General features: G+C 66.8%; 18 protein-coding genes. 12 read left to right on the top strand and 6 right to left on the bottom strand.

The window, feature by feature from the left end; genetic code table 11:
* Window positions 1-151: 151 nt before the first annotated feature.
* The gene (locus tag EET13_RS02320; protein WP_425294213.1) at window positions 152-757 is read right to left on the bottom strand and encodes an IS110 family transposase; all 606 of its coding nucleotides are present in this window, start codon (window positions 755-757) and stop codon (window positions 152-154) included.
* 242 nt (window positions 758-999) lie between these two features.
* Here EET13_RS02320 and EET13_RS02325 point away from each other — a divergent pair, with 242 nt between their 5' ends.
* Window positions 1,000-1,782 carry a trans-aconitate 2-methyltransferase gene (locus EET13_RS02325; RefSeq protein ID WP_122440778.1) on the top strand — a complete coding sequence of 261 codons (783 nt, stop codon included), beginning with the start codon at window positions 1,000-1,002 and terminating at the stop codon, window positions 1,780-1,782.
* A gap of 255 nt (window positions 1,783-2,037) precedes the next feature.
* Here EET13_RS02325 and EET13_RS02330 read toward each other — a convergent pair whose 3' ends face one another.
* The 3 genes from EET13_RS02330 to EET13_RS02340 all read right to left on the bottom strand — a co-directional run bounded on the left by EET13_RS02330 (window position 2,038) and on the right by EET13_RS02340 (window position 4,688).
* Entirely contained in the window at window positions 2,038-3,447 is a 1,410-nt protein-coding gene (locus EET13_RS02330; RefSeq protein ID WP_122440779.1) for a sulfatase family protein, read from the bottom strand.
* Window positions 3,448-3,513: 66 nt separating this feature from the next.
* Window positions 3,514-4,176 carry a 5,6-dimethylbenzimidazole synthase gene (bluB, locus tag EET13_RS02335; protein WP_122440780.1) on the bottom strand — a complete coding sequence of 221 codons (663 nt, stop codon included), beginning with the start codon at window positions 4,174-4,176 and terminating at the stop codon, window positions 3,514-3,516.
* Between the two features lie 29 nt (window positions 4,177-4,205).
* A complete protein-coding gene (locus EET13_RS02340; RefSeq protein ID WP_122440781.1) occupies window positions 4,206-4,688 on the bottom strand; it encodes a hypothetical protein in 483 nt (160 codons plus the stop codon).
* A gap of 57 nt (window positions 4,689-4,745) precedes the next feature.
* Between EET13_RS02340 and EET13_RS02345 the strand changes: the two genes are divergently transcribed.
* Entirely contained in the window at window positions 4,746-5,471 is a 726-nt protein-coding gene (locus EET13_RS02345; RefSeq protein ID WP_122440792.1) for a phosphatase PAP2 family protein, read from the top strand.
* A 44-nt stretch (window positions 5,472-5,515) separates the two neighbouring features.
* Window positions 5,516-6,172, top strand: coding sequence for a L,D-transpeptidase family protein (locus EET13_RS02350; protein WP_122440793.1), 657 nt, complete (start codon window positions 5,516-5,518; stop codon window positions 6,170-6,172).
* An 8-nt stretch (window positions 6,173-6,180) separates the two neighbouring features.
* Here EET13_RS02350 and EET13_RS02355 read toward each other — a convergent pair whose 3' ends face one another.
* Window positions 6,181-6,693 carry a nuclear transport factor 2 family protein gene (locus EET13_RS02355; protein WP_122440782.1) on the bottom strand — a complete coding sequence of 171 codons (513 nt, stop codon included), beginning with the start codon at window positions 6,691-6,693 and terminating at the stop codon, window positions 6,181-6,183.
* Window positions 6,694-6,736: 43 nt separating this feature from the next.
* Between EET13_RS02355 and EET13_RS02360 the strand changes: the two genes are divergently transcribed.
* The 4 genes from EET13_RS02360 to EET13_RS02375 all read left to right on the top strand — a co-directional run bounded on the left by EET13_RS02360 (window position 6,737) and on the right by EET13_RS02375 (window position 12,056).
* Window positions 6,737-7,966 (top strand): hypothetical protein, encoded by a 1,230-nt coding sequence (locus tag EET13_RS02360; RefSeq protein WP_122440783.1) that lies wholly within the window; start codon window positions 6,737-6,739, stop codon window positions 7,964-7,966.
* Between the two features lie 152 nt (window positions 7,967-8,118).
* Window positions 8,119-9,984 (top strand): Hsp70 family protein, encoded by a 1,866-nt coding sequence (locus EET13_RS02365; RefSeq protein ID WP_122440784.1) that lies wholly within the window; start codon window positions 8,119-8,121, stop codon window positions 9,982-9,984.
* Window positions 9,985-10,201: 217 nt separating this feature from the next.
* Entirely contained in the window at window positions 10,202-11,602 is a 1,401-nt protein-coding gene (locus EET13_RS02370) for a DUF7159 family protein (RefSeq protein ID WP_122440794.1), read from the top strand.
* Between the two features lie 67 nt (window positions 11,603-11,669).
* Window positions 11,670-12,056, top strand: coding sequence for a hypothetical protein (locus EET13_RS02375; RefSeq protein ID WP_122440785.1), 387 nt, complete (start codon window positions 11,670-11,672; stop codon window positions 12,054-12,056).
* A gap of 4 nt (window positions 12,057-12,060) precedes the next feature.
* Here the strand turns inward: EET13_RS02375 and EET13_RS02380 are convergent, their stop codons facing one another.
* A complete protein-coding gene (locus EET13_RS02380) occupies window positions 12,061-12,804 on the bottom strand; it encodes a DUF3060 domain-containing protein (RefSeq protein ID WP_122440786.1) in 744 nt (247 codons plus the stop codon).
* Between the two features lie 56 nt (window positions 12,805-12,860).
* Between EET13_RS02380 and EET13_RS02385 the strand changes: the two genes are divergently transcribed.
* The 5 genes from EET13_RS02385 to EET13_RS31125 all read left to right on the top strand — a co-directional run bounded on the left by EET13_RS02385 (window position 12,861) and on the right by EET13_RS31125 (window position 19,076).
* The gene (locus EET13_RS02385) at window positions 12,861-13,880 is read left to right on the top strand and encodes an NADP-dependent oxidoreductase (RefSeq protein ID WP_122440787.1); all 1,020 of its coding nucleotides are present in this window, start codon (window positions 12,861-12,863) and stop codon (window positions 13,878-13,880) included.
* Between the two features lie 176 nt (window positions 13,881-14,056).
* Complete coding sequence (locus tag EET13_RS02390; protein ID WP_122440788.1) at window positions 14,057-14,956, top strand: glycoside hydrolase family 16 protein; 900 nt, start codon at window positions 14,057-14,059, stop codon at window positions 14,954-14,956.
* Window positions 14,957-15,015: 59 nt separating this feature from the next.
* Window positions 15,016-15,630 (top strand): muconolactone Delta-isomerase family protein, encoded by a 615-nt coding sequence (locus EET13_RS02395; RefSeq protein WP_122440789.1) that lies wholly within the window; start codon window positions 15,016-15,018, stop codon window positions 15,628-15,630.
* A 20-nt stretch (window positions 15,631-15,650) separates the two neighbouring features.
* Window positions 15,651-17,147, top strand: a complete 1,497-nt coding sequence (locus EET13_RS02400) for a bifunctional phosphatase PAP2/diacylglycerol kinase family protein (RefSeq protein WP_122440790.1) — start codon at window positions 15,651-15,653, stop codon at window positions 17,145-17,147.
* Window positions 17,148-17,183: 36 nt separating this feature from the next.
* Window positions 17,184-19,076, top strand: a complete 1,893-nt coding sequence (locus EET13_RS31125; protein WP_122440791.1) for a serine/threonine-protein kinase — start codon at window positions 17,184-17,186, stop codon at window positions 19,074-19,076.
* Window positions 19,077-20,229: the final 1,153 nt, after the last annotated feature.

The following is a 20,229-nucleotide window of genomic DNA, read 5'->3' on the forward strand; positions in this document are numbered from 1 at the left end:
TCTCGGTGTCGAGGGTCATCATCTCCTTAGCCAAGCCAGCGACCATGGTGGCGGCGAGGTTTTGGCCGCGCACGGTGGTGTGCTGGGCGTTGGCGGCCTGGGTTGCTTTGGTTGCGGTAGCAGAGGCGTTGCGGGCCTTGTGTTGAGCAAGTCAGGTTGTCAGTCGGGCAGTACCGGTACGGCGCAGCCCGTCGGGGGTTTGGTAGCCGCTCAGCAGGATCAGTGCGGCCTTGCTGCTGCTGCTGTAGTCGAAGGCGCGTTTCAGGGCGGGGAAGTATTCGAGCAGCTGGACGCGCAGCCGGTTGATTGCCCGAGTGTGGTCGGTGACCAGATCGGTGCGCCGAGTGGTCAGGATGCGCAGCTCGACGGCGATGTCATCGCCGGATCGCAGCGGTTGCAGGTCGCGACGCATCCGGGCCTGGTCGGCGATGACGGCGGCGTCTTTGGCGTCGGTTTTACCGTCGCGGCGGTAACCGGCCGAGGCGTGATAGATAGTGCGGCCGGCAATGTAGAGCAGCCGCTGCTCGGAAGCGATGAGCAAGGTGATCAGCAACGCGGCCCCACCGGCGTTCAGGTCGATTGCCCAGGTCACGTCACCACCGTCGGCCAGTGCCATTACCGCATCGATCAGCTCCAGCAAGGCGGTTTCGTCGTTGGCCACGCGCTGCGACAGCAGCCGCGCACCCTCGACATCGATGACCACGCAATGATGGTCGGCTTTGCCGGCATCGACACCGGCCCAAAGTTGTTGCCTCACAGCCACCTCCGTGATCGTTGTAATCCCTACCCAACCCAACGACGACCACGCCGACGTGTCCTTACACAGCGATCAAATCGCATTTCTCAATTGGCGGTCGAGTCGTCGCGGGACGCCGGGCGGCCAATCCTTCCTGGCCATGAAACACAGCAACCACATGAAAGCCATACCCGACGTCCCCGGGCAGTTCGAAGCCTACGGCCGAGGGCAACGACCACCCTTCAAGAAAGGTAAGGACCGACATGTGGGATCCCGACGTCTACCTGGCCTTCGCGGACCATCGCGGCCGTCCGTTCTACGACTTGATGTCTCGGGTGGGCGCCAAGAGGGCGCGCCGGGTGGTCGACCTCGGCTGCGGGCCGGGCCACCTGACGCGGCATCTGGCGCGACGCTGGCCCGAGGCGACGATCGAAGCGCTGGACAGCTCACCGGAAATGGTCGCCGCCGCCCGAGAACGCGGGATCGACGCCACGGCCTGCGACGTGCGGAACTGGAAGCCCCGGCCCGACACCGACGTGGTGGTCAGCAATGCGGCACTGCACTGGGTGCCCGAACATGCCGAGCTGCTGGTGCGCTGGGCCGGCGAGCTGGCAGCCGGATCCTGGATCGCGGTGCAGGTACCGGGAAATTTCGACACCCCGTCGCACGCCGTGGTGCGGACGCTGGCGCGGCGGGAACCCTACGCAAAGCTCCTTCGCGACATACCCTTTCGGGTAGGTGCGGTGGTGCAACCGCCGGCGCACTACGCGAATCTGCTGATAGACGCCGGATGCAAGGTCGACGCGTGGGAGACCACCTATCTGCACCAGCTCACCGGTGAGCACCCGGTGCTGGAATGGATTACCGGTACCGCGCTGGTTCCGGTCCGGGAAAGGCTGGACGACGCGGGGTGGGAGCAGTTCCGCCAGGAGCTGATTCCGCTGCTGGACGATGCCTATCCGCCAAGGGCGGACGGTACGACCATTTTCCCGTTCCGCCGGCTGTTCATCGTCGCGGAGGTCGGGGGAGCGCGCCGCGGTTCCTGAGCCTTGGCGAAGCCGAATCGGCCGTCGGGATCGTCGGCGCGTGTCGTGTTTCGGGTTTCGTACAGGCCACGTCGACGCCGTTCCATACGCCGGCGTGCGATATATCCGTCGTCGCTGTGTATTGAGGGCGTCGAGTGTGTGCTGAGGGTGTCGAGTGCGCTACCAGGGCGGATCGACCGCGAACGTTCCATGCCTGCAGTCACACTCAGAGCCAACACTGCACATTCGATACGGCGGCACGGCCCGAGGACCATGCTATTGACTGGCCGGCTCAGATTGCTCCTCGATACCCCGGTCGGAAGCGATCGCCGACCTGCTGCTCGGGGTGGTTCGGTGGATCCGAAGATACGTTTCGGTGTAGCGCTCGGCGATGCGGGTACCGGCGAAGTCCGAAGGGATCACATCGCCGGTGCGCTGCCGCCAATCATGAAGTTGGACAGCAAGGTCCGCGGCAACCTCATCAACGTTCGCAGCGGCATCACCGGTGAGCAGATTCGTGGTCTCGGTGGGGTCGGCGCGCAGATCGTAGAGTTCCCGTTGTGGCCGCAGCGACTTGACGAACGGTGCGACGGCCATCCCGGACGGGCTTTCCTCGATGTCCCACGGCAGATCAAGCAATGGGCGGGGCGCATAGTTCTCGATATAGCTGAATTCCTTTGTGCGGATTGCGCGTATCGGATCGAACGAGTCATGGTAGGTCTTGGTGGTGTAAACCTGGTCGCGGACCGGCTCGTCGCGCGTGTCGGACGTCAACGCATGCGCATGTGACAGACCGTCGACGTCGGCCGGGATGTCGACACCCAGCAGCCCCAGCAACGTGGGTAGCAGGTCGACACCGCTGAACAATTCGTCGTAAACGCGCGGTGCAATCAGCCGGCGGGTGGGCGGACGTACGATCATCGCGATCCCGGTCCCGGCGTCGTAGAGCGTGGACTTGGCGCGCGGGAACGCCGGGCCGTGATCGGTCACGAACACCACCCAGGTGCTGGCGTCGAGCCCGGTTTCGGCCATCGTGTCCAGCATCCGGCCGACCGCGGCGTCTGCGGTGGTGATGGCCCCGTAGAAATCGGCCAGGTCCTGGCGCACTTCGGGGGTATCGGGGAGATAGTCGGGAACGTCGACACCTGCGCTGTCCGACGGTTCGTAGCGGTCGTGGGGATAGGGCCGATGAGTTTCGAAGAATCCAGCGGTAAGCAGGAACGGCTGGCCGGAAAGGTCCGGCACGCAGTCCTGCAGCCACTCCTGGACCTTCTCGACCACGTATTCGCAGTAGGAGTTCGACACGTCGAATTCGTCGAATCCCAGCCGCGCGGGGTAGGACGTTTCGTGTTGCATCCCGAAAAGGGCCGAGTACCAGCCATGTTCGCTCAGCAGCTGCGGCAGGGTCCGGACTCCGGCGCGGTATTCCCAGCCGTGGTGGGCCAGCCCCACCAGACCATTGGTTTGCGGGTAGCGACCGGTGAACAACGATCCGCGCGACGGCGAGCACAGCGGCGCGGTGGCATGCGCCCTGGTGAACAAGATCCCTTCGGCCGCAAGCTGGTCCAGTCGCGGACTGACGACGTCCGGGTGGCCGTAGACACCGAGATAGCGCCCCAAATCGTGCCAATGCACGATCAGCACATTGTCTTTGGAGTCTTTAGGGCCTCGGTTTTCACCCGTCATCTTCCATCACCTCTCGAGCATGCTTGCGGCGGCGACGATACCCGGTGCCGGCCGGACCGGCGAAGTTCAAGCCCTTGCCCAGCGGTTCTCCCAGACGAACTCCGGTAGTGGCCGCGCGACGGCCCAGCCGTCCAACTCCAGCGCCGGCCGCTGCGGAAACTCCGGTACCGGGCCCAGACACAGCACTGCCACCGGTTGGGCATCGGACGGCATCTGAAGCAGGGCAGCCAGCCGTTGCGGATCGAACAGCGATACCCAGCCCATGCCGAGCCCTTCCGAGCGAGCCGCCAGCCACAGATTCTGGATCGCGCACGACACCGACGCCAGATCCATCTGCGGCAGCGTGCGCCGGCCGAAGATGTGCACGTCCCGGTTGTCGCACAGGGCCACCACCAGCAGTTCGGCGCACTCGAGGATGCCCTCGACCTTGAGCGCAAGAAACTCCTCGGCCCGGTCCCCCAAGGCATGAGCCGTCTGCGTGCGCTCCTCGTCGACGAGGGCGTGGATGTCTTTGCGCAGCGCGTCATCGGTGATCCGGATGAACCGCCACGGCTGCATCAGACCGACACTGGGCGCGGCGTGTGCGGCGTGCAGCAACCGGGCCAGCACCTCGTCGGCCACCACGCTGCCGGGCACGAACCGGCGCATGTCCCGACGTTCGGAGATCACGCGATATACCGCCTGCCGCTCGGCGGCGGTGTACGCAAATGCGCTCACCAGGTCATCCATCAGGTCATCTTAGAAAGATAGGGCCCTGATCAGGGACTATAGGTAACTCCGACCGCGCGGAAGACGTATTCGGACGGCACGTCGAAGGCCAGTGACCGCAGTGGCAGGCGAGCCAGCACGTCCTCGCCGATGTCGGCCTTGAAGTGCAGCGACAGGTGGCCGTGGAACCTCGGGTCCACCTCGGCGACGTCGAGATCGAGTTGCAGCCCCGCCGGCGAGATCTCGGCGGTTGCGGCGCCTGTCTGCGCCGCGTCCCAGCGCACGTCGATGGCCCGGCCGGCCAGTTTGGGCAGCGACGACAACGTGCCCAGCACCCGCTGCGTGGTGAATGCCAGCGCCCCCGGATAGCTGGCAATGCTGTGCGACGCCCGCACACCGGGAATTGCGCCGGTGAACCGCCTGGTGACCGCGACATACTCTTCGAGATAGATCAGTCCTTCGGCTTGGAGCTGCTCCCGCAACTCGGCGGGCAGCTTGCCGATACCGAACATCCTGCGAAATATCACCGCCATGAGGCCAGTATGAGGCCGTCCCGGGCGGGCCGCACCGAGTCCTGGTATCCCTTGATCATGATCCGCCGACCTACCACCCTGGCCGTCCTGCTTGCGGCGGCCGCGATCGTCGGCTACGGCGTCCTGTGGGTGGGGCACCGCCAGGGCTGGTATTGGGTGCACGGCCTGGATTGGTCATTGCTGAACGCTGCGCACGACGTGGGGATCAAACATCCGGCCTGGGTGAGTTTCTGGGTCGTCGTGTCTTTTGTGCTGGGACCGATCCCCATGCGGTTGGTCGGCATGGCGGTGGCGGTGATTGCGGCGTTGCAACACAAGGTGCGGATGGCGCTGTTGCTGTTGGTCTGTTTGCCGCTCAACGGGCTGGTGACCGCGGCTGCCAAGTACTTGGCCGGCCGGCCACGACCGGTGACCGAGTTTGTTGCCGCCCCGTCGACCTCGTTTCCGTCCGGGCACGCACTCGAACTGACGGCCAGTGTGCTTGCGTTGCTGGCATTTCTGCTTCCGATGGTGGACAACCGGCGCACGCGAGCGGTCGCGGTCGCGGTCGCGGCGCTGAGTGTGCTGACGGTGGGCACGGCCCGGGTGGCCTTGAACGTGCACCATCCCTCGGATGTGATCGCCGGATGGTTGCTCGGATACGTGTATTTCCTGGTGTGCCTGTGGGTATTTCGTCCGGCGCCGATGACAGCAGACCCTCCGGCCCGGCTCGCCGAGGCCCGGCAAACCTTGCGGCACGGTGCTTTTCGCAGGATCTCGGCACCGTCACCCAACCGGGATTAAACCTTTACTTGACCCTGACGTTTCGTCGCCTTGACGATGAGACGGTGCACCGATTGGGAGCTGTACTGAGTGCTGCGGTCTGCCTGGCCGGAGCGGCGCTGGGGTTGGCGCCGGTGACGGTCGCGGCGGGCAATCCGTGGTTCGCCAACTCGGTCGGCAATGCCACCCAGGTCGTTTCGGTGGTCTCGACCGGCGGCTCCAACGCAAAGATGGATGTCTACCAGCGCACCGCCGCCGGCTGGCAGCCACTCAAGACCGGGATACCCACCCATGTCGGTTCGGCGGGTATGGCGCCGCAGGCCAAGAGCGGCTATCCGGCCACCCCGATGGGCGTGTACAGCCTCGACTCGGCTTTCGGCACGGCGCCCAATCCCGGTGGCGGACTTCCATATACGCAAGTTGGGTCGAACCACTGGTGGAGCGGAGACGACCACAGTCCCACCTTCAACACCATGCAGGTGTGCCAGAAGGCCCAGTGCCCGTTCAATACTGCCGAGAGTGAGAATCTGCAGATCCCGCAGTACAAGCATGCGGTGGTGATGGGCGTCAACAAGAACAAGATGCCCGGCGGTGGCGCCGCATTTTTCTTCCACACCACCGACGGCGGGCCCACCGAGGGGTGCGTGGCAATAGACGATGCCACGCTGGTACAGATCATCCGCTGGTTGCGCCCCGGTGCGGTAATCGCGATCGCGAAGTAGCGCGGCGGCTAATCGGCCATCGCGCGGCCGCGCCGCACCGTGAACCCGAGGTTCGCCACCGACATCGTCGCCTCGTAGGTGCGGTCGTAGCCGGTGGCGCTGATCCGCCAGCCGTCGGCGGTGCGCCGATACTCGTCGCGGTAGAACGCCGCGCCGATCAGCATGAAATTAGCTTCGGCGACGATGACGCGGTCCTGCAGATACCAGCTGCCCGTCGCCGTGTCGCCGGTCACCGTGATCTCCGGATGGGTTACCCGATGCTCGGTGATGATGTTGGGTCCCAACGCCGAGCGCATGTAGTCCACGACGTCGTCGCGGTTGGCGAAGTGCAATTCTTTGCCCAGTGACGAGCCGTAGTCGCCCCGCACATCCTCGGTCAGGGTGCCGGCGAAGTCGTCCCAGTGTTTGGTGTCCAGCGCGCGCAGGTAGCGGTACTTGATCCGCTTGATTGCTTCGACATTCTTGACATCGGCGACATGCGCGACATTCGCTGCCAGGGCTGCCAGGTCTGCAGGGTTCATCACGCCATTGCAGCACGTTCGACGCCGACATTATCGTCGGGGCATGAGCCGATCCCGCTACGCGGGGTTGTCCCGCGCGCAGCTGACAATCCTGGTTCCCGAATTGCTGTTGATCGGGCAGCTGATCGACCGCTCCGGTATGGCGTGGTGCATCCAGGCGTTCGGGCGCGAGGAGATGCTGCAGGTCGCCATCGAGGAGTGGGCCGGCGCCAGCCCGATTTACACCAAGCGCATGCAGAAGGCGCTGAATTTCGAGGGCGACGACGTACCCACCATCTTCAAGGGCCTGCAACTCGACATCGGTGCACCGCCGCAGTTCATGGACTTCCGCTACACGGTCCACGATCGCTGGCACGGCGAATTCCGCCTCGACCACTGCGGTGCGCTGCTCGACGTCGAGCCGATGGGCGACGACTACGTGATCGGCATGTGCCACACCATCGAAGACCCCACCTTTGACGCCACGGCCGTGGCGACCAACCCGCGCGCGCAGGTTCGGCCCATCCACCGACCGCCACGCGTGCCGTCCGATCGGCAGCCGCACTGCGCGTGGAGCGTCGTCATCGACGGGTCCCATCCCGAGGTCCGGGGTATCCCGGCGCTGGACATTGTCCGCCAATCTAGAGCTGCCACTTGGGAATTAGACGCTATTGATCCCGTGGCCGAGGGTCTGGCCGACTACACCGGTCCACTGCTGTCAGATGTGGACTTCGGTGCCTTCTCCCGCTCGGCGCTGGTACGCATGGCCGACGAAGTCTGCCTGCAAATGCAGCTGCTCTACCTGTCGTTCGCCCTGGCGGTCCGCAAGCGTGCCGGTGCCGATGCGGGCCTGGCCCGGTCGATCGGGACCCGCCAGTTGACCGGGATAGCCGGGCTGGCCGCGGAGCGCATTCACCGCGCATTGGCGCTCCCCGCCGGTATCGAAGGCGTATTGCGGGTGTTCGAATTGCATCCGCTGTTCAACCCCGCCGGCTACGTGGAGGCGCAGACGACGCGGGACGGGCTAGTGGTGCGCCGCTCGCCGGCCCACGACGACGCCGCGTGGATTTCGCTGTGCACACCCGAATCGGCGCAGCCGCTGCAGGCGATCGCCACCGCGGTCGACCCGCACGTCGGTGTCGGCGTCAGCGGGACCACCACCGAATGGACCGCCGAGCTGGTGAAAACCGACGCGCCCACGGCCGAACTGCCGGAGGTGTTGGTGACCAAAATCAGTGGCGGCTCGAGCTTTCAGTTCCAGCCCAGGCGTTCGCTGCCGCTTACCGCGGTCTGACCCGGTACCGGCTGTCAAGGCGGCGGCGGTACCTTTTCGGTGACGACACGGCATCGACCGTATACCAATAAGGTTGGGAGTTAACCCAATACGCTGTGCCCGCGGATATGGTTGACGCTGCCCTTCGACCCTATCGACGAAAGTATCCGTCTATGTACGACCCGCTGGGGTTGTCGATCGGGACCACGAACCTGGTTGCGGCGTCACACCGAAGCACTCCGGTCATACGTCGCGCAGTGCTGACCCTGTATCCGCATTGCGCTCCGAAAATCGGTGTGTTGGACCATAACCCGGGCGTGGCCGAATCCGGCACCTTGATAAGTGGCTTTGTGCAGCGCGTCGGTGACTCGGTTGCCCTGGTGTCTCCCGACGGATCCGCGCATGACCCGGACCTGCTGACGGTCGAGGCGCTGGACGCGATGGTGGTCGCCGCCGGCACGGACGCGAGTTCGTCGGAGATCGCGATAGCCGTTCCGGCGCACTGGAAACCGGGAGCCATCCAAGCGCTGCGCAACGGCCTGCGGACACATGTCGGTTTCGTGCGCAGCGGCATGGCGCCGCAGCTGGTCCCGGACACCATCGCGGCGATAACGGCGGCTAACGCAGAACTGACCATTCCGGCCGGTGGCGTGGTCGGCTTGCTCGATTTCGGTGGCTCTGCCTCGTATGCCACCCTGGTGGAGACCAACTCTGAATTCGAACCCGTCAGCGCCACAATGCGTTACGAGGATTTCTCCGGTGACCAAATCGACCAGGAGATACTACTGTATGCCATAGACCTGCTCGGACACGACGATATCGAGTCGGCCGGCACCGCCGCCCTCACCCAACTCGGCCTTCTCAAGGATCAGTGCCGCGAGGCCAAGGAGCGGTTATCCACCGACGGCGTCACTGAATTGGCTGCGGAGCTGCCAGGATCCAGCAGCACGATCCGGCTCACCCGCGAAACCCTGGAAGACCTGATCCAGGATCGGCTGACCGGATTCATCTACGCGTTCGACGACATGCTGGCGCGCAACAAGGCCAGTTGGGCCGACCTGTCGGCAGTGGTCACCGTCGGTGGTGGTGCCAATATTCCGCTTGTCACGCAACGTCTTTCGTTCCACACCCGGCTTCCGGTGCTGACGGTTTCGCAGCCGGCCTGCGCGGCGGCGACCGGAGCGCTGCTGCTGGCTACCCGCGGTCGAGAGCTGGACTTGCGGACCCGGACTTCCATCGGCTTGATGGCCAGGGCTGCGGTCGCATCCGGTACCGGCCTGATCGAGTTGCCGGCCGGTGACGTGATGGTGATCGACCAGGATGCGGCCACCGACCGCGAGCTGGCTTGGTCACAAACGGACTTCCCAGGTGACGTGCCGGTGCGGTTCGAGGGCGACTCGTACAACGAGGACGGCCCGTGCTGGTCGATGCGGTTGAATGTGATCGAGAGTCCCAAAGATCCGCCATGGCGGCGGATGCGGGTTTCCCAATTGCTGATCGGTCTCTCCGCGGTGGTCGCGATGACCGCGATCGGCGGTGTGGCATTCACCCTGACCGGCATCGAGCGGCGCCAGGCTCCGGTGGTGCCCAGCGCGGTGCCGCTACCGGTGCCGTCGGTATCGCTGCGTCCCAGTTCGGTGGCACCCAGCCCGGTGAAGCCGCCGCCCACCTCGGTGCCGGTGCCCAATGCGGCACCCGCCCCGCCCACCGTCGTGTCGCCGCCACCGGCGTCGACGCCGGCGCCGCCGGTGATGACCACGACCATCGCGCCTCGGCTTAGCACCACCACGAGTCCCCGGCCGACCAGCACGATGACGACCACAACCACGCCGCCGCCGACCACGACGGCTGAGGCCGAGGACACCGCGACTGAAGCACCGACCGCCCCCTCGACGGTGAAGATGACGACGGAGTGGTTGCACGTCCCGCTGCTGCCCGTGCCGATACCGATCCAGGTGCCCGTGAATCAGGCTCCGCAAAACCCGGCCCCGCAGACGCAGGGCCCGCAAAATCCGTTCTCGAACTCCGGTGCGTCCTGATCCGAGCGCAGGCGCTCAGCTTTGAGCTTAACCAGAACTGGTCCGCGACTTGCTGGACGCGAGTAGTGTCCGAGTTGGGCACAACTTTATATGCGCCAGCATTTGGACGTAACTAGTCGCACCAGCAACATGGCGAGGATCGTCGACGGCGGCCGGCGCGGTACGCTCGTCCGCCCTAGACCCCACGGCTAGTTACCACATGGCCTGGGAGGGCCAGATGGACATCGTACTTGGGGTATCAATGGAGCCCTCGGCGGTCCGCTTGGTGCTGATCGAAGGCGAAAACGCCGACGGTGCCACCGTCGAGGAAGACGGCTTCGAGGTCGCCGTACCCACGCACCGGCAGGACTCGACGGTGGCCGCCGAGGCGATTGCCGCCATCATCGGCACTCGTCAGGGCGCCGCCGAGGGCGGCTATCAGTTGATATCGACCGGGGTGACGTGGGTCGACCCCGGAGGCGCCGGTGCGCTGCGTAACGAGCTTGCCGGTCACGACATCGGAAACGTCATGTTGGTCTCGCCGCTGCTCGCCGCGGCCGCGCTGGCACAGACCGTGGGCGCCGCGCTTGACTACGCGCACATCGCGATGCTGTTCGTCGAGGCCGGCAGCGCCACCCTGGCAGTCGTCGACGTCACCGACGGCTCCATCGTCGACCTGCACCGGCAATCCCTCGGCACTCACAGCGCCGTGGCGGCCGAACTGGCGCCGATGATCGCCGGGCTCGACACTGCCGCCTCCCGGGCGGACGGAGTGTTCGTGATCGGTTGCGGGGTTGACATCGTCGCTGTCAAACCCGCGCTGGAGGCCGCGACATCGCTGGTCGTGAGCGTTCCCGAGGAACCCGACATGGCGCTGGCCCGCGGCGCGGCGCTGGCGTCGGCGAATGCGCCGCTTTTCGTGTCCTCGACGGCCGCGCTGGCCTATGCGTTGGATCCGGGCACCGGCGAAGTGAACCCGCGCGCCCTCAGCCCGACCTACCTGGACGTCAGCGCTCATGCCGACCCCGGCCGGCAGGCCCTGGCCTACAGCGCCCTCGACGAGGATGATGACGAGATCGCCCCGCGGCGCCGGCCGGTGCGGCTGGTCGGCAGCGCCCTGGCCGCGGCGGCAGCCCTGGCCGCCGGGCTGGTGATCTCCTCCGATGTCCGGCCGACGGCTGCTCTGCGGCCCAGCCCGCCCGCGGGCGCCATCACTAAACCCTCTGACAAGCCCTCCGCGCCCGCGGTCCAGGCGGGACCGGAGACGCCACCGCAGGTGCAGGTGCCGGCCCCTAGCTCTGCGCCGGAGGCGCCCCCACCGGAGGCGGCCCCGCCGCCGGCACCGCCACCCGTAGTCGCCCAGCCGCCCCGAACGGCGGTCAACGCGGCGCCGCCACCGGCACCTCGCCGTGCTCCGACCCGCCAGGCGCCGGTGCAACCTCCCGCCGAGCAGGCCCCGGCACCGGCCGCCCCGGCTACCACGCCGCCGGCAGCGCCGGCGCCGGCGCCGGCACCTGTGGTGGAGGCTCCCCCGCCGAGCCCCATCGCGACGATGTACCTGCATGTCCCGTTCGTCACGATCCCGATTCCGATCTACCCGCCGGCGCCACCGCCGCCCCCGGCCGAGCCGGGTCCGTAGGCGGGTAGCCAATGGACTCGCCTGCCCGCACACTGGGCAGTAACCGTACGTTTCTCGAGGAGGTCGCGTGGGCAGCAATGGTCCGTTCGGGTTCGACCCCGACGACTTCGATCGGGTGATCAGGGAGGGCAGCGAGGGTGTGCGCGACGCGTTCGAGCGGATCAGCAGGTTCCTCGGAAGTCCCGGCGACCGGTCAGGGTGGTCGATGATTTTCGAAGATCTGGCGCGGCGCAGGCGTTCGGCGCCGGAAACGGCCGGCGAGGCCGGCGACGGGGTGTGGGCCATTTACACCGTCGACGCCGACGGCGGTGCCCGTGTCGAACAGGTGTATGCGACCGAACTGGATGCGCTGCGGGCCAACAAGGACAACACCGACGCCAAGCGCAAAGTTCGGTTCCTGCCCTACGGCATTGCGGTCAGTGTCCTCGACGATCCCGCCGGCGACTCGGCGTAACTGCTCAGCCCTGCTGAACGACGTTCCCGCTGCCGGACTTGCTGACCCTCGGCGAGCCCGAGTGATACGTGACCTGATTGTTGATGCCCGAAGCCTCGATGGTGTCGACGGCGTCGACGGTGACCTTGTTCTCGATTCCGGACACGGTCAGGCTTGCGCAGTGGCCGGCGATGACGACCGTATTGGACATCCCGCTGATTTCGACCACGCTGTCGTTACAGACCAGTGTCTTGTTCTCGTCGAGGCCGCTGACGCTCAGATTCCCGCCCGGCGGCGGCGCCGGTGACGTCGAAGGGCCGGCAGTCGGTGTCCGGGTCTTGGTGCCGGAGGGCGGCGGAATTGTCGTGGGCTCACTGCTGATCGTCGGAAAGGTGGGCGTCAACGTGGACAACGTGCGCGAAATGTGGCTTCCCGCATAGGCGACGATGCCACCGACCACCGCCAGGATCACCACCACGAAGACAGCGGCCAAAATCCAGAAGAGGCGGTTGCCCGACGACGATCGCGGGGTGGCGCCCGGAAACGGCGATTGGTAGCCGTACGAACCGTACGACCCATATGTCGAGTCGTACGGTGAGCCGTACGGGGGCGGCATCGGCGGTGGCGGCACCGGGCCCGGCGGCGGGTAGCCCTGGTATGCGGAGCCGTCGGGCGGCTGCGAACTCCCCAGTTCGGATACGCGCGCGGTCTCGGCCAGCGGTTGTTCGAGCTGGCGGATCCGGGCTTCTGGGTCGTCCTCTGGATTCATGCACAGATGCTCCCATAACGAGACCGTGCCGAATAGGCCCGAATAAGCTCGACGTCGTGCCGGATCTGCCCAACCGTCAGATCGTGTTACGTCGCCGTCCCACCGGGCTGGTGCAGTCCGACGACACCGAGCTCGTCACGTCACCTGCGCCCCGGCCTGCGCCGGGTGAGGCGCTGCTGCGCACCACGTATGTAGGTATCGACGCGGCCGCGCGAACCTGGCTGGACGATCAGCCGGGCTATCTTCCGCCGGTGCAGCTGGGCGAGGTCATCCGCGCGGCCGGCATCGGCGAAGTCGTCGAAACACGTTGCGACGCTTACACTGTCGGCAACGTCGTCACCACGCTGACTGGCTTCCAGGAGTATGTGCTCATTCGCGACGACGTGTTCAGCACACCTATCCCGGGCGAAAGTGACCAGCTGGCGATCATGTCGGTGTATGGCCCGACCGGGGCCACCGCCTACTTCGGGATGACCGACATCGGCCGGCCCAAGCCGGGTGAGACGGTGGTGGTGTCGGCGGCCGCGGGTGCCACCGGATCGGTGGCCGGGCAGATCGCCAAGATCGCCGGAGCCCGGGTGGTGGGCATTGCCGGCGGGCCGCAGAAGTGCCGGGCGGTGGTCCAAGACTTCGGATTCGACGCGTGCATCGACTACCGGAACGACGATCTGACCGTGGCGCTCCAAGTGCACTGCCCCCAGCGCGTCGACGTCTACTTCGACAACGTCGGCGGTCCCATCCTCGACGCGGTGCTGGGCCGGTTGGCCCACCATGCGCGGGTGGTGCTGTGCGGCGTCATCTCCAGCTACCTGACCGGCGAGCACCCCGGCCCGGCCAACTACGTCAACCTGCTGTCCAAGAGCGCGCTCATGCAGGGTTTCAACACGCTCGAGCAGTGGGGTCGCTTCGACGTGGCTTTTGCCCACTTGCGCCAGTGGGAGAGCGAGGGGCGCCTCAAGCACCGGCAGACCATCTTTGAGGGCATCGAGTCGTGTGTCGACGCCCTCAACGGGCTGTTCACCGGGGCCAACATCGGCAAGACCCTGGTCAAGATCAGCGAACCGTCCGGAGCCTGAACCGAGACGGCGCTGACCGCCCACGAGAGACATTGGACCGCTTGCCATTTCAGCGGATAGCGATCGCGGCGTGCAACCGGGCGATGGCCCCGCGCGCGTACCGCGCCGGGCGGTACGCAAAGCGAAGACGCGTCGCCCCAGAGTCGGCAGGGGGCAAAGTGAGCTGCTATCGTCCCATGCTTATGCCCGAGATTGACCGTCGCCGATTGATGATGATGGCCGGATTCGGCGCGCTGGCGGCCGCGATCCCGGCCCCCAAAGCCCTGGCCGTCCCGTCTGCTCCGGCCGCCCCGTCTCCTCCGGCCGCGCCGGTGAGTCCGGCGCCGTTGGCCCCGGCCGCGGGGGCAACCGGTGGATTTCTCTTTCACGACGAGTTCGACGGCCCGGCCGGGTCGGCCCCCAATCCGGCGAAGTGGGCGGTGTCGAACCACCGGACGCCGATCAGGAACCCCGTCGGGTTCGACCAGCCCCAATATTGGGGGCAGTACCGCGACAGCCGCCAGAACGTGTTCCTGGACGGCAACTCCAATCTGGTGTTGCGAGCCACCCGGGACGGCAACGAATACTTCGGCGGCTTGGTCCATGGCCTGTGGCGGGGCGGCATCGGGACCACGTGGGAAGCCCGGATCAAGTTCAACTGCCTGGCGCCCGGTATGTGGCCCGCGTGGTGGCTGTCCAATGACGATCCAGGCCGCAGCGGCGAGGTCGACCTGATCGAGTGGTACGGCAACGGCACCTGGCCGTCGGGCACGACGGTGCATGCGAACCCGGACGGCACGGCCTTCGAGACGTGCCCGATCGGCGTGGACGGCGGCTGGCACAACTGGCGGGTCACCTGGAATCCGAGCGGCATGTATTTCTGGCTGGACTACGCCGACGGGATGCCGCCGTACTTCACGGTTGCGGCTACCGGTATCGAGAACTTGGACGAGCCCATCCGCGAGTGGCCGTTCAACGACCCTGACTACACGATGTTCCCGGTTCTCAACCTTGCCGTCGGCGGTTCCGGTGGCGGTGATCCGGCGGCCGGCACCTACCCTCAGGAGATGCTCGTCGACTGGGTCCGCGTCTTCTAGAGAGCCGCGCGCCGGGGTACCGTCACAAAGCCCTCAGCACGGCGTGCCCGGGAGACAGCATGGAATTTCTGGTCGCGATGACCACCTGCGTTCCCGACGGCACGTCCCTTGATCGGGTCAACGACGTCCGCGCTCGGGAGGCCGCGCATTCCCGTGAGCTAGCGGCCCAGGGAAGCCTGCTTCGCCTGTGGCGCCCGCCGCTGCGGCCAGGTGAATGGCGCACACTCGGCCTTTTCGCCGCTGCCGACGACGAGCGACTGGAGCAGCTGCTCGCGTCGATGCCGCTGTGGATCTGGCGCACCGACGAGGTCACGGCGCTCTACGGTCATCCCGACGACCCGCCGGCCGCGGGGATAACTCCGCGGCCCGGTAAGGGGCCGGAGTTCTTGATCGCCATGACCCTCACGGTGCCGCCGGGCACGGCGGCACAGGTCGTCGACGACGCGGCGGCGCGCCAGGCCCGCCGCGCGCGTGACCTGGCCGAGGGCGGACACCTGGTGCGGCTCTGGACGCTGCCCGACGGGCCGGACGGCCCGCGCATGGTGGGGCTGTGGCGAGCCCGCGATCCCGGCGAGCTGATGGCCATCCTGGAATCGCTGCCGCTGTCGGGATGGATGACCATCGAGACCACGCCGCTGAGCCCACATCCCAACGACCCGATTCGCTCGCGGTGAGCCGCGTTACCGTGGGTCGAATGAACACGTGGCCCCGGCAGCGCGCGCGAAGCATCAAGCAGATCACCCGCGGTCTGGGCAGCCTGGATCGGGAACTGTTCGCCGTGATCGCCGAGGCGCAGACGCCGCTGCTCGATTCGGTCATGCCGCCGCTGACCCGGGCGGCCGACCACTCCAAGCTGTGGCTGGCCATCGCCGGCGCCCTGCTTGCCACGAAAAGGCCTGCGGCGCAGCGCGGCGCGGTACGCGGTGTCATGACGCTGGCAGTCACCAGCCTGGTGACCAATCAGGTTGCCAAGCGAATCCGGCGGCGCCCACGTCCCCTCGCCGGCTCGGTACCCCTGGTGCGACGGGTGCGCCGCCGCCCGACATCCAACTCGCTGCCGTCCGGGCACTCGGCCAGCGCGGCCGCGTTCGCCATCGGGGTCGGACTGGAGAATCCGCCGCTGGGATTCGCTCTGTCACTGCTGGCCGGCCTGGTGGGACTGTCCCGGGTGGCGACTGGAGCGCATTACCCGGGCGACGTCCTCGCCGGCTTCGGCATCGGCGCCGGCATCGCGGTGCTGGGCGGGCGGCTGGTGCCACCGATCGTCGAGACCAGGTTGCCGGCTACCGAACCGCTGCGGATCGAGACCCCGCCACGACCCGAGGGCGCCGGAGTCGTCCTGGTGATCAACCCGGCATCGGGCGGCGGTAACGGGGCCCGGGTGCTCGACGAGATCCGTGCCGAGCTGCCGCAAGCCGAGATCGTCGAGCTGGGCCCCGACGACGACCCGGAACAGGCACTGCGTGACGCGGCCGGGCGCGCCGAGGTGCTGGCCGTCGGCGGAGGGGATGGCACGGTGTCGGCCGCCGCGGCGGTCGCCTACCATGCCGGGCTCCCGCTGGCGGTGTTTCCCGCGGGGACGTTCAACCATTTCGCTAAGGACATCGGGTGCGACACCGTGGCCAAGACCGTCGAGGCGATCCGGACGGGCAGCGTGGCCTGCGTCGACCTGGTGTGCCTCAACGAAAGCCGGATGGTGGTCAACAACGCCAGCATCGGCGCGTACCCCGCCTTCGTCCGGCACCGCGAAAAGCTGGAGAGGCGCATCGGCAAACCGCTGGCCAGCATCTATGCGATGTTGCACACGCTGCGCAACGACCAGCCGGTCCGCATCAGCTACGACAACAAGACCGTGCACACGTCGTTATTCTTCCTGGGCAACTCGGTATACCTGCCCACCGGATTCGCCCCGGCGCGGCGTACCCGCATGGATGACGGCCTGATCGACGTCCGCATCCTCGAAACCGGCCGGCGGCTGGCGACCGTGCGGATTCTGGGAGCGCTGGCGCTGGGCCGTCTGCAACGCAGCCCGCTCTACCACGAACTGCAAGCGCCGGAGTTCAGTTTCACTGTCGTTGACGGACCCACCGTCGTCGCGCACGACGGTGAAGTCGGGGAGGAATACGACAAGGCCAGCTTCAGCGCCAAGTATCGGGTGCTAGCGGTATTTCGCCCGCTTCCGTCGAATTGACCTCGATGACCGAAATCGCCGACCTACCATGTGCCCATGCCGCTCGCGGTGGGCGAGGTGTTCGCGGGATACACCATCCTGCGGGTGTTGGGCGCGGGCGCCATGGGCACGGTGTATCTGGCCCAGCATCCGCGGTTGCCGCGCCGCGACGCGCTCAAGGTGCTCCCGGCTGAGCTCACCACCGACCCGCAGTACCGCGCCAGGTTCGTCCGCGAGGCCGAGATCGCCGCCAGCCTTTGGCATCCCAACATCCTCGGCATCCACGACCGCGGCGAATCCGCCGGCCAGTTCTGGATTTCCATGGACTTCGTCGCGGGCACCGATGCGGCCAAGCTGCTGCGCGACCACTATCCCCGCGGCATGCCGCTGGAGCTGGCGGCGCCGATCATCACCGCGGTGGGATCGGCATTGGATTATGCACACCAGCGCGGTCTGCTGCATCGTGACGTCAAACCGGCCAACATCCTCATCGCCGATCCCGGGTCGGAGACCCAACGGGTGTTCTTGGCCGACTTCGGCATTGCCCGGCCGGTCGACGACACCGCGGGTCTGACCGCCACCAACTTCGCCATCGGCACGGTCGCCTACGCTGCGCCCGAGCAGCTCATGGGCGAGCCGATCGACGGGCGCGCCGATCAATATGCGTTGGCCTGCACCGCTTTTCACATGCTCAGCGGCACCCAGCCCTACGAGTCGCCCAGCGCCGCGGCCGTCATCACCAAACATGTCATGGCCCCGCCGCCGCCGATCGGCGAGCGCCGTCCCGAACTGGCGCGCCTGGACCCGGTATTCGCCAGGGCGATGGCCAAGAAGCCGGCCGAGCGGTTCGCCCATTGCCGTGAGTTCACCGAGCAGCTGGGGTCCGGTTGCGCGCTGACGCTGGCTGGCTCCGGGCCGAGCAGCCAGGACACCCAGCTGGCGCCGACGCGTGCGGCGTTTGCGCCACCGAGTGCCGAACCCGTCGGCAAGCGCCCGGCACGACGCAGCCGGGTCCTTGTTGCCGCGCTGGCTGCCGTCGTGGTGCTCGGCGCGGCCGGCGTTCTCGCGGCCGTCAAGCTATCCGGCAACCAGGGCCGCAGACCCGCAAGCGCGCCGCCGAGCGCCGCGGCGGCCAGCGCCGGTCCGTTCACCGGGACCTACCGGGGCGACTACGACGCGGCCACCGGCCCCGGCCTGGATGGCCTCGCCATCCCGGGTGCGACGGCCTCGACGACCACCTGGGGGGTGCGCTCGGTGTGCCGCCCCACCGGCTGCGTGGCCACGGCAGCACGCCTGGGCGGCGAGACCACCTCGTTGGCGACGATGGTGTTCGACGACGTCGGCGGACACTGGGTGTCGGTGGGTCTCACCACGGCCACCTGCCAGGACGTCAACGCCGAATTCTGGGTGGTCTTGATACTGCAACCGCGGCCGGACGGCACACTTTCCGGCGAATTCAGCAAGACCAGCGCCAACGGGTGTGCGATCAAGAAGGCGGTGACCTTCACCCGGACCGGAGACGTCGACGTCAACGCCGTGGCCGATCCGGCGAGCCAGGTGCCGCGGGTGGTGTCGCCGGCCGAGGCGCTGCACGGCCGTTACCACGACACGGTCAAATGGGCCAACGGCGCGACACCCAAGCAATACGACTGGGCCGTCCGCACCGACTGTCTGCGCACCGGTGAGCGGTGCATGAGCTTTTTCCACGCGCCACCGGACGGTTCCAAGCCACTGGTATTCAGCAGCAGGAGCTGGATTCTGGCGACCGAGCGGGAAGCAACGTGCGCCGGCGGCGACACGACGCCGGTCAAAGACACCGCGGAGTTCACCCTGCCCCAGCCGCCCCAGGATCCGATCATGCTGCTCACCGCGCACGGTCATCACGAACAGACCAAGTCGTGCACCCTCAGCATCGAGTTTGACGAAAGGTTCGAGCGCACCGGCGATTAGCCTCGGCAATCGGCCCGTGGAGGTCACGCCTTGTCGGCTCATGCGGCTGTAGCATTTCAGCGGCTACGGCTCGGGGTTTTCGGAGTATGCGTCGGTCGGCGGCCGGTTCGGTGGGGTGGCCGCGACGATCTGCCCGATACTCATTCGGCTTGCCGGGCCGCGTCGAGTCACAGATCGCGCAGCTGCCGGAGACGCGGACGACGCTGACGTGACTGCGACTTTCCTATCAGCCACACCAGCTACATCAGCCTCATCAGCCTCCAGAAGGCTGGGGGTCTCGTGTTGCCCGCCTCACTCGGAATCCTTCATGCTGCTGGTCAACGACGTCCTCGTGCGCAGGTTTGGCCGCCTGGCCTTGCTTTCGGCACCTGGCTCGGTTTTCAGCATGCCGATACCGCACCGTCGCTCAAATCTCTTGCAATGGCGGACGTATGGGGATGTCTCCCGGTGCATTACCGAATCGGCTGTCATGCCGCCGTATCGACTGTGCGCTCAAGGCTTTGACCGTGTATGTAGGGCGGGAAGCGCCGCGATCGGCCGCCGTGAGCGCACACTCGGCGCCGTGAGCGCACACTCGGCGCCGTGAGCGGCCGATCCAACCGCAAGCATTGCGATTTGCACCTTCCCGCGCCCGGGGCGCAGCCCATGACCGCTCGGAGCGACAATTGGTTGCGCACCTTTGTTTTTCGCGCGTAGATGGGCAAGTTATGCACCGGGCCAGCCAGAGATCACTGTGAAAGAGGCGACGGCCGGAACCAGACTCCGCTGAGCCCGCCGGCTAGGCCAGCAGCGTCCTTGCTTGTGGCCCGAGGTGGCTCGTGTGAATCCCGGATCGCCGATCTGTCGCAGCCCATTCGTCTGCCGCGATGGCGACACCGCGAGATGGACCCACCCGTGCTCGCTGTAAGAACGTCCATCACGTACCGCGCCAACCCTGCGTGATCTCGGCGCATACTTTCAGCGTTGGGAACAGATCGGCCCGGCCTCATTAACACGCGGTGATGATTTCGAACCTCGCACTCGATCTGTCGCTTGCCAGGGTGATGGGACCACCTGATTGCCAGGGGGATGGGACCACCGTGGCGCGTTATTGAGGATGGTCGTTGGGATGGTCGGGGTCAAGTTGGCCGGGTCGGGTGCGTTGGCGGTAGGA

This window comes from Mycobacterium attenuatum (assembly GCF_900566085.1).
In the GTDB taxonomy this organism is placed as follows: domain Bacteria; phylum Actinomycetota; class Actinomycetes; order Mycobacteriales; family Mycobacteriaceae; genus Mycobacterium; species Mycobacterium attenuatum.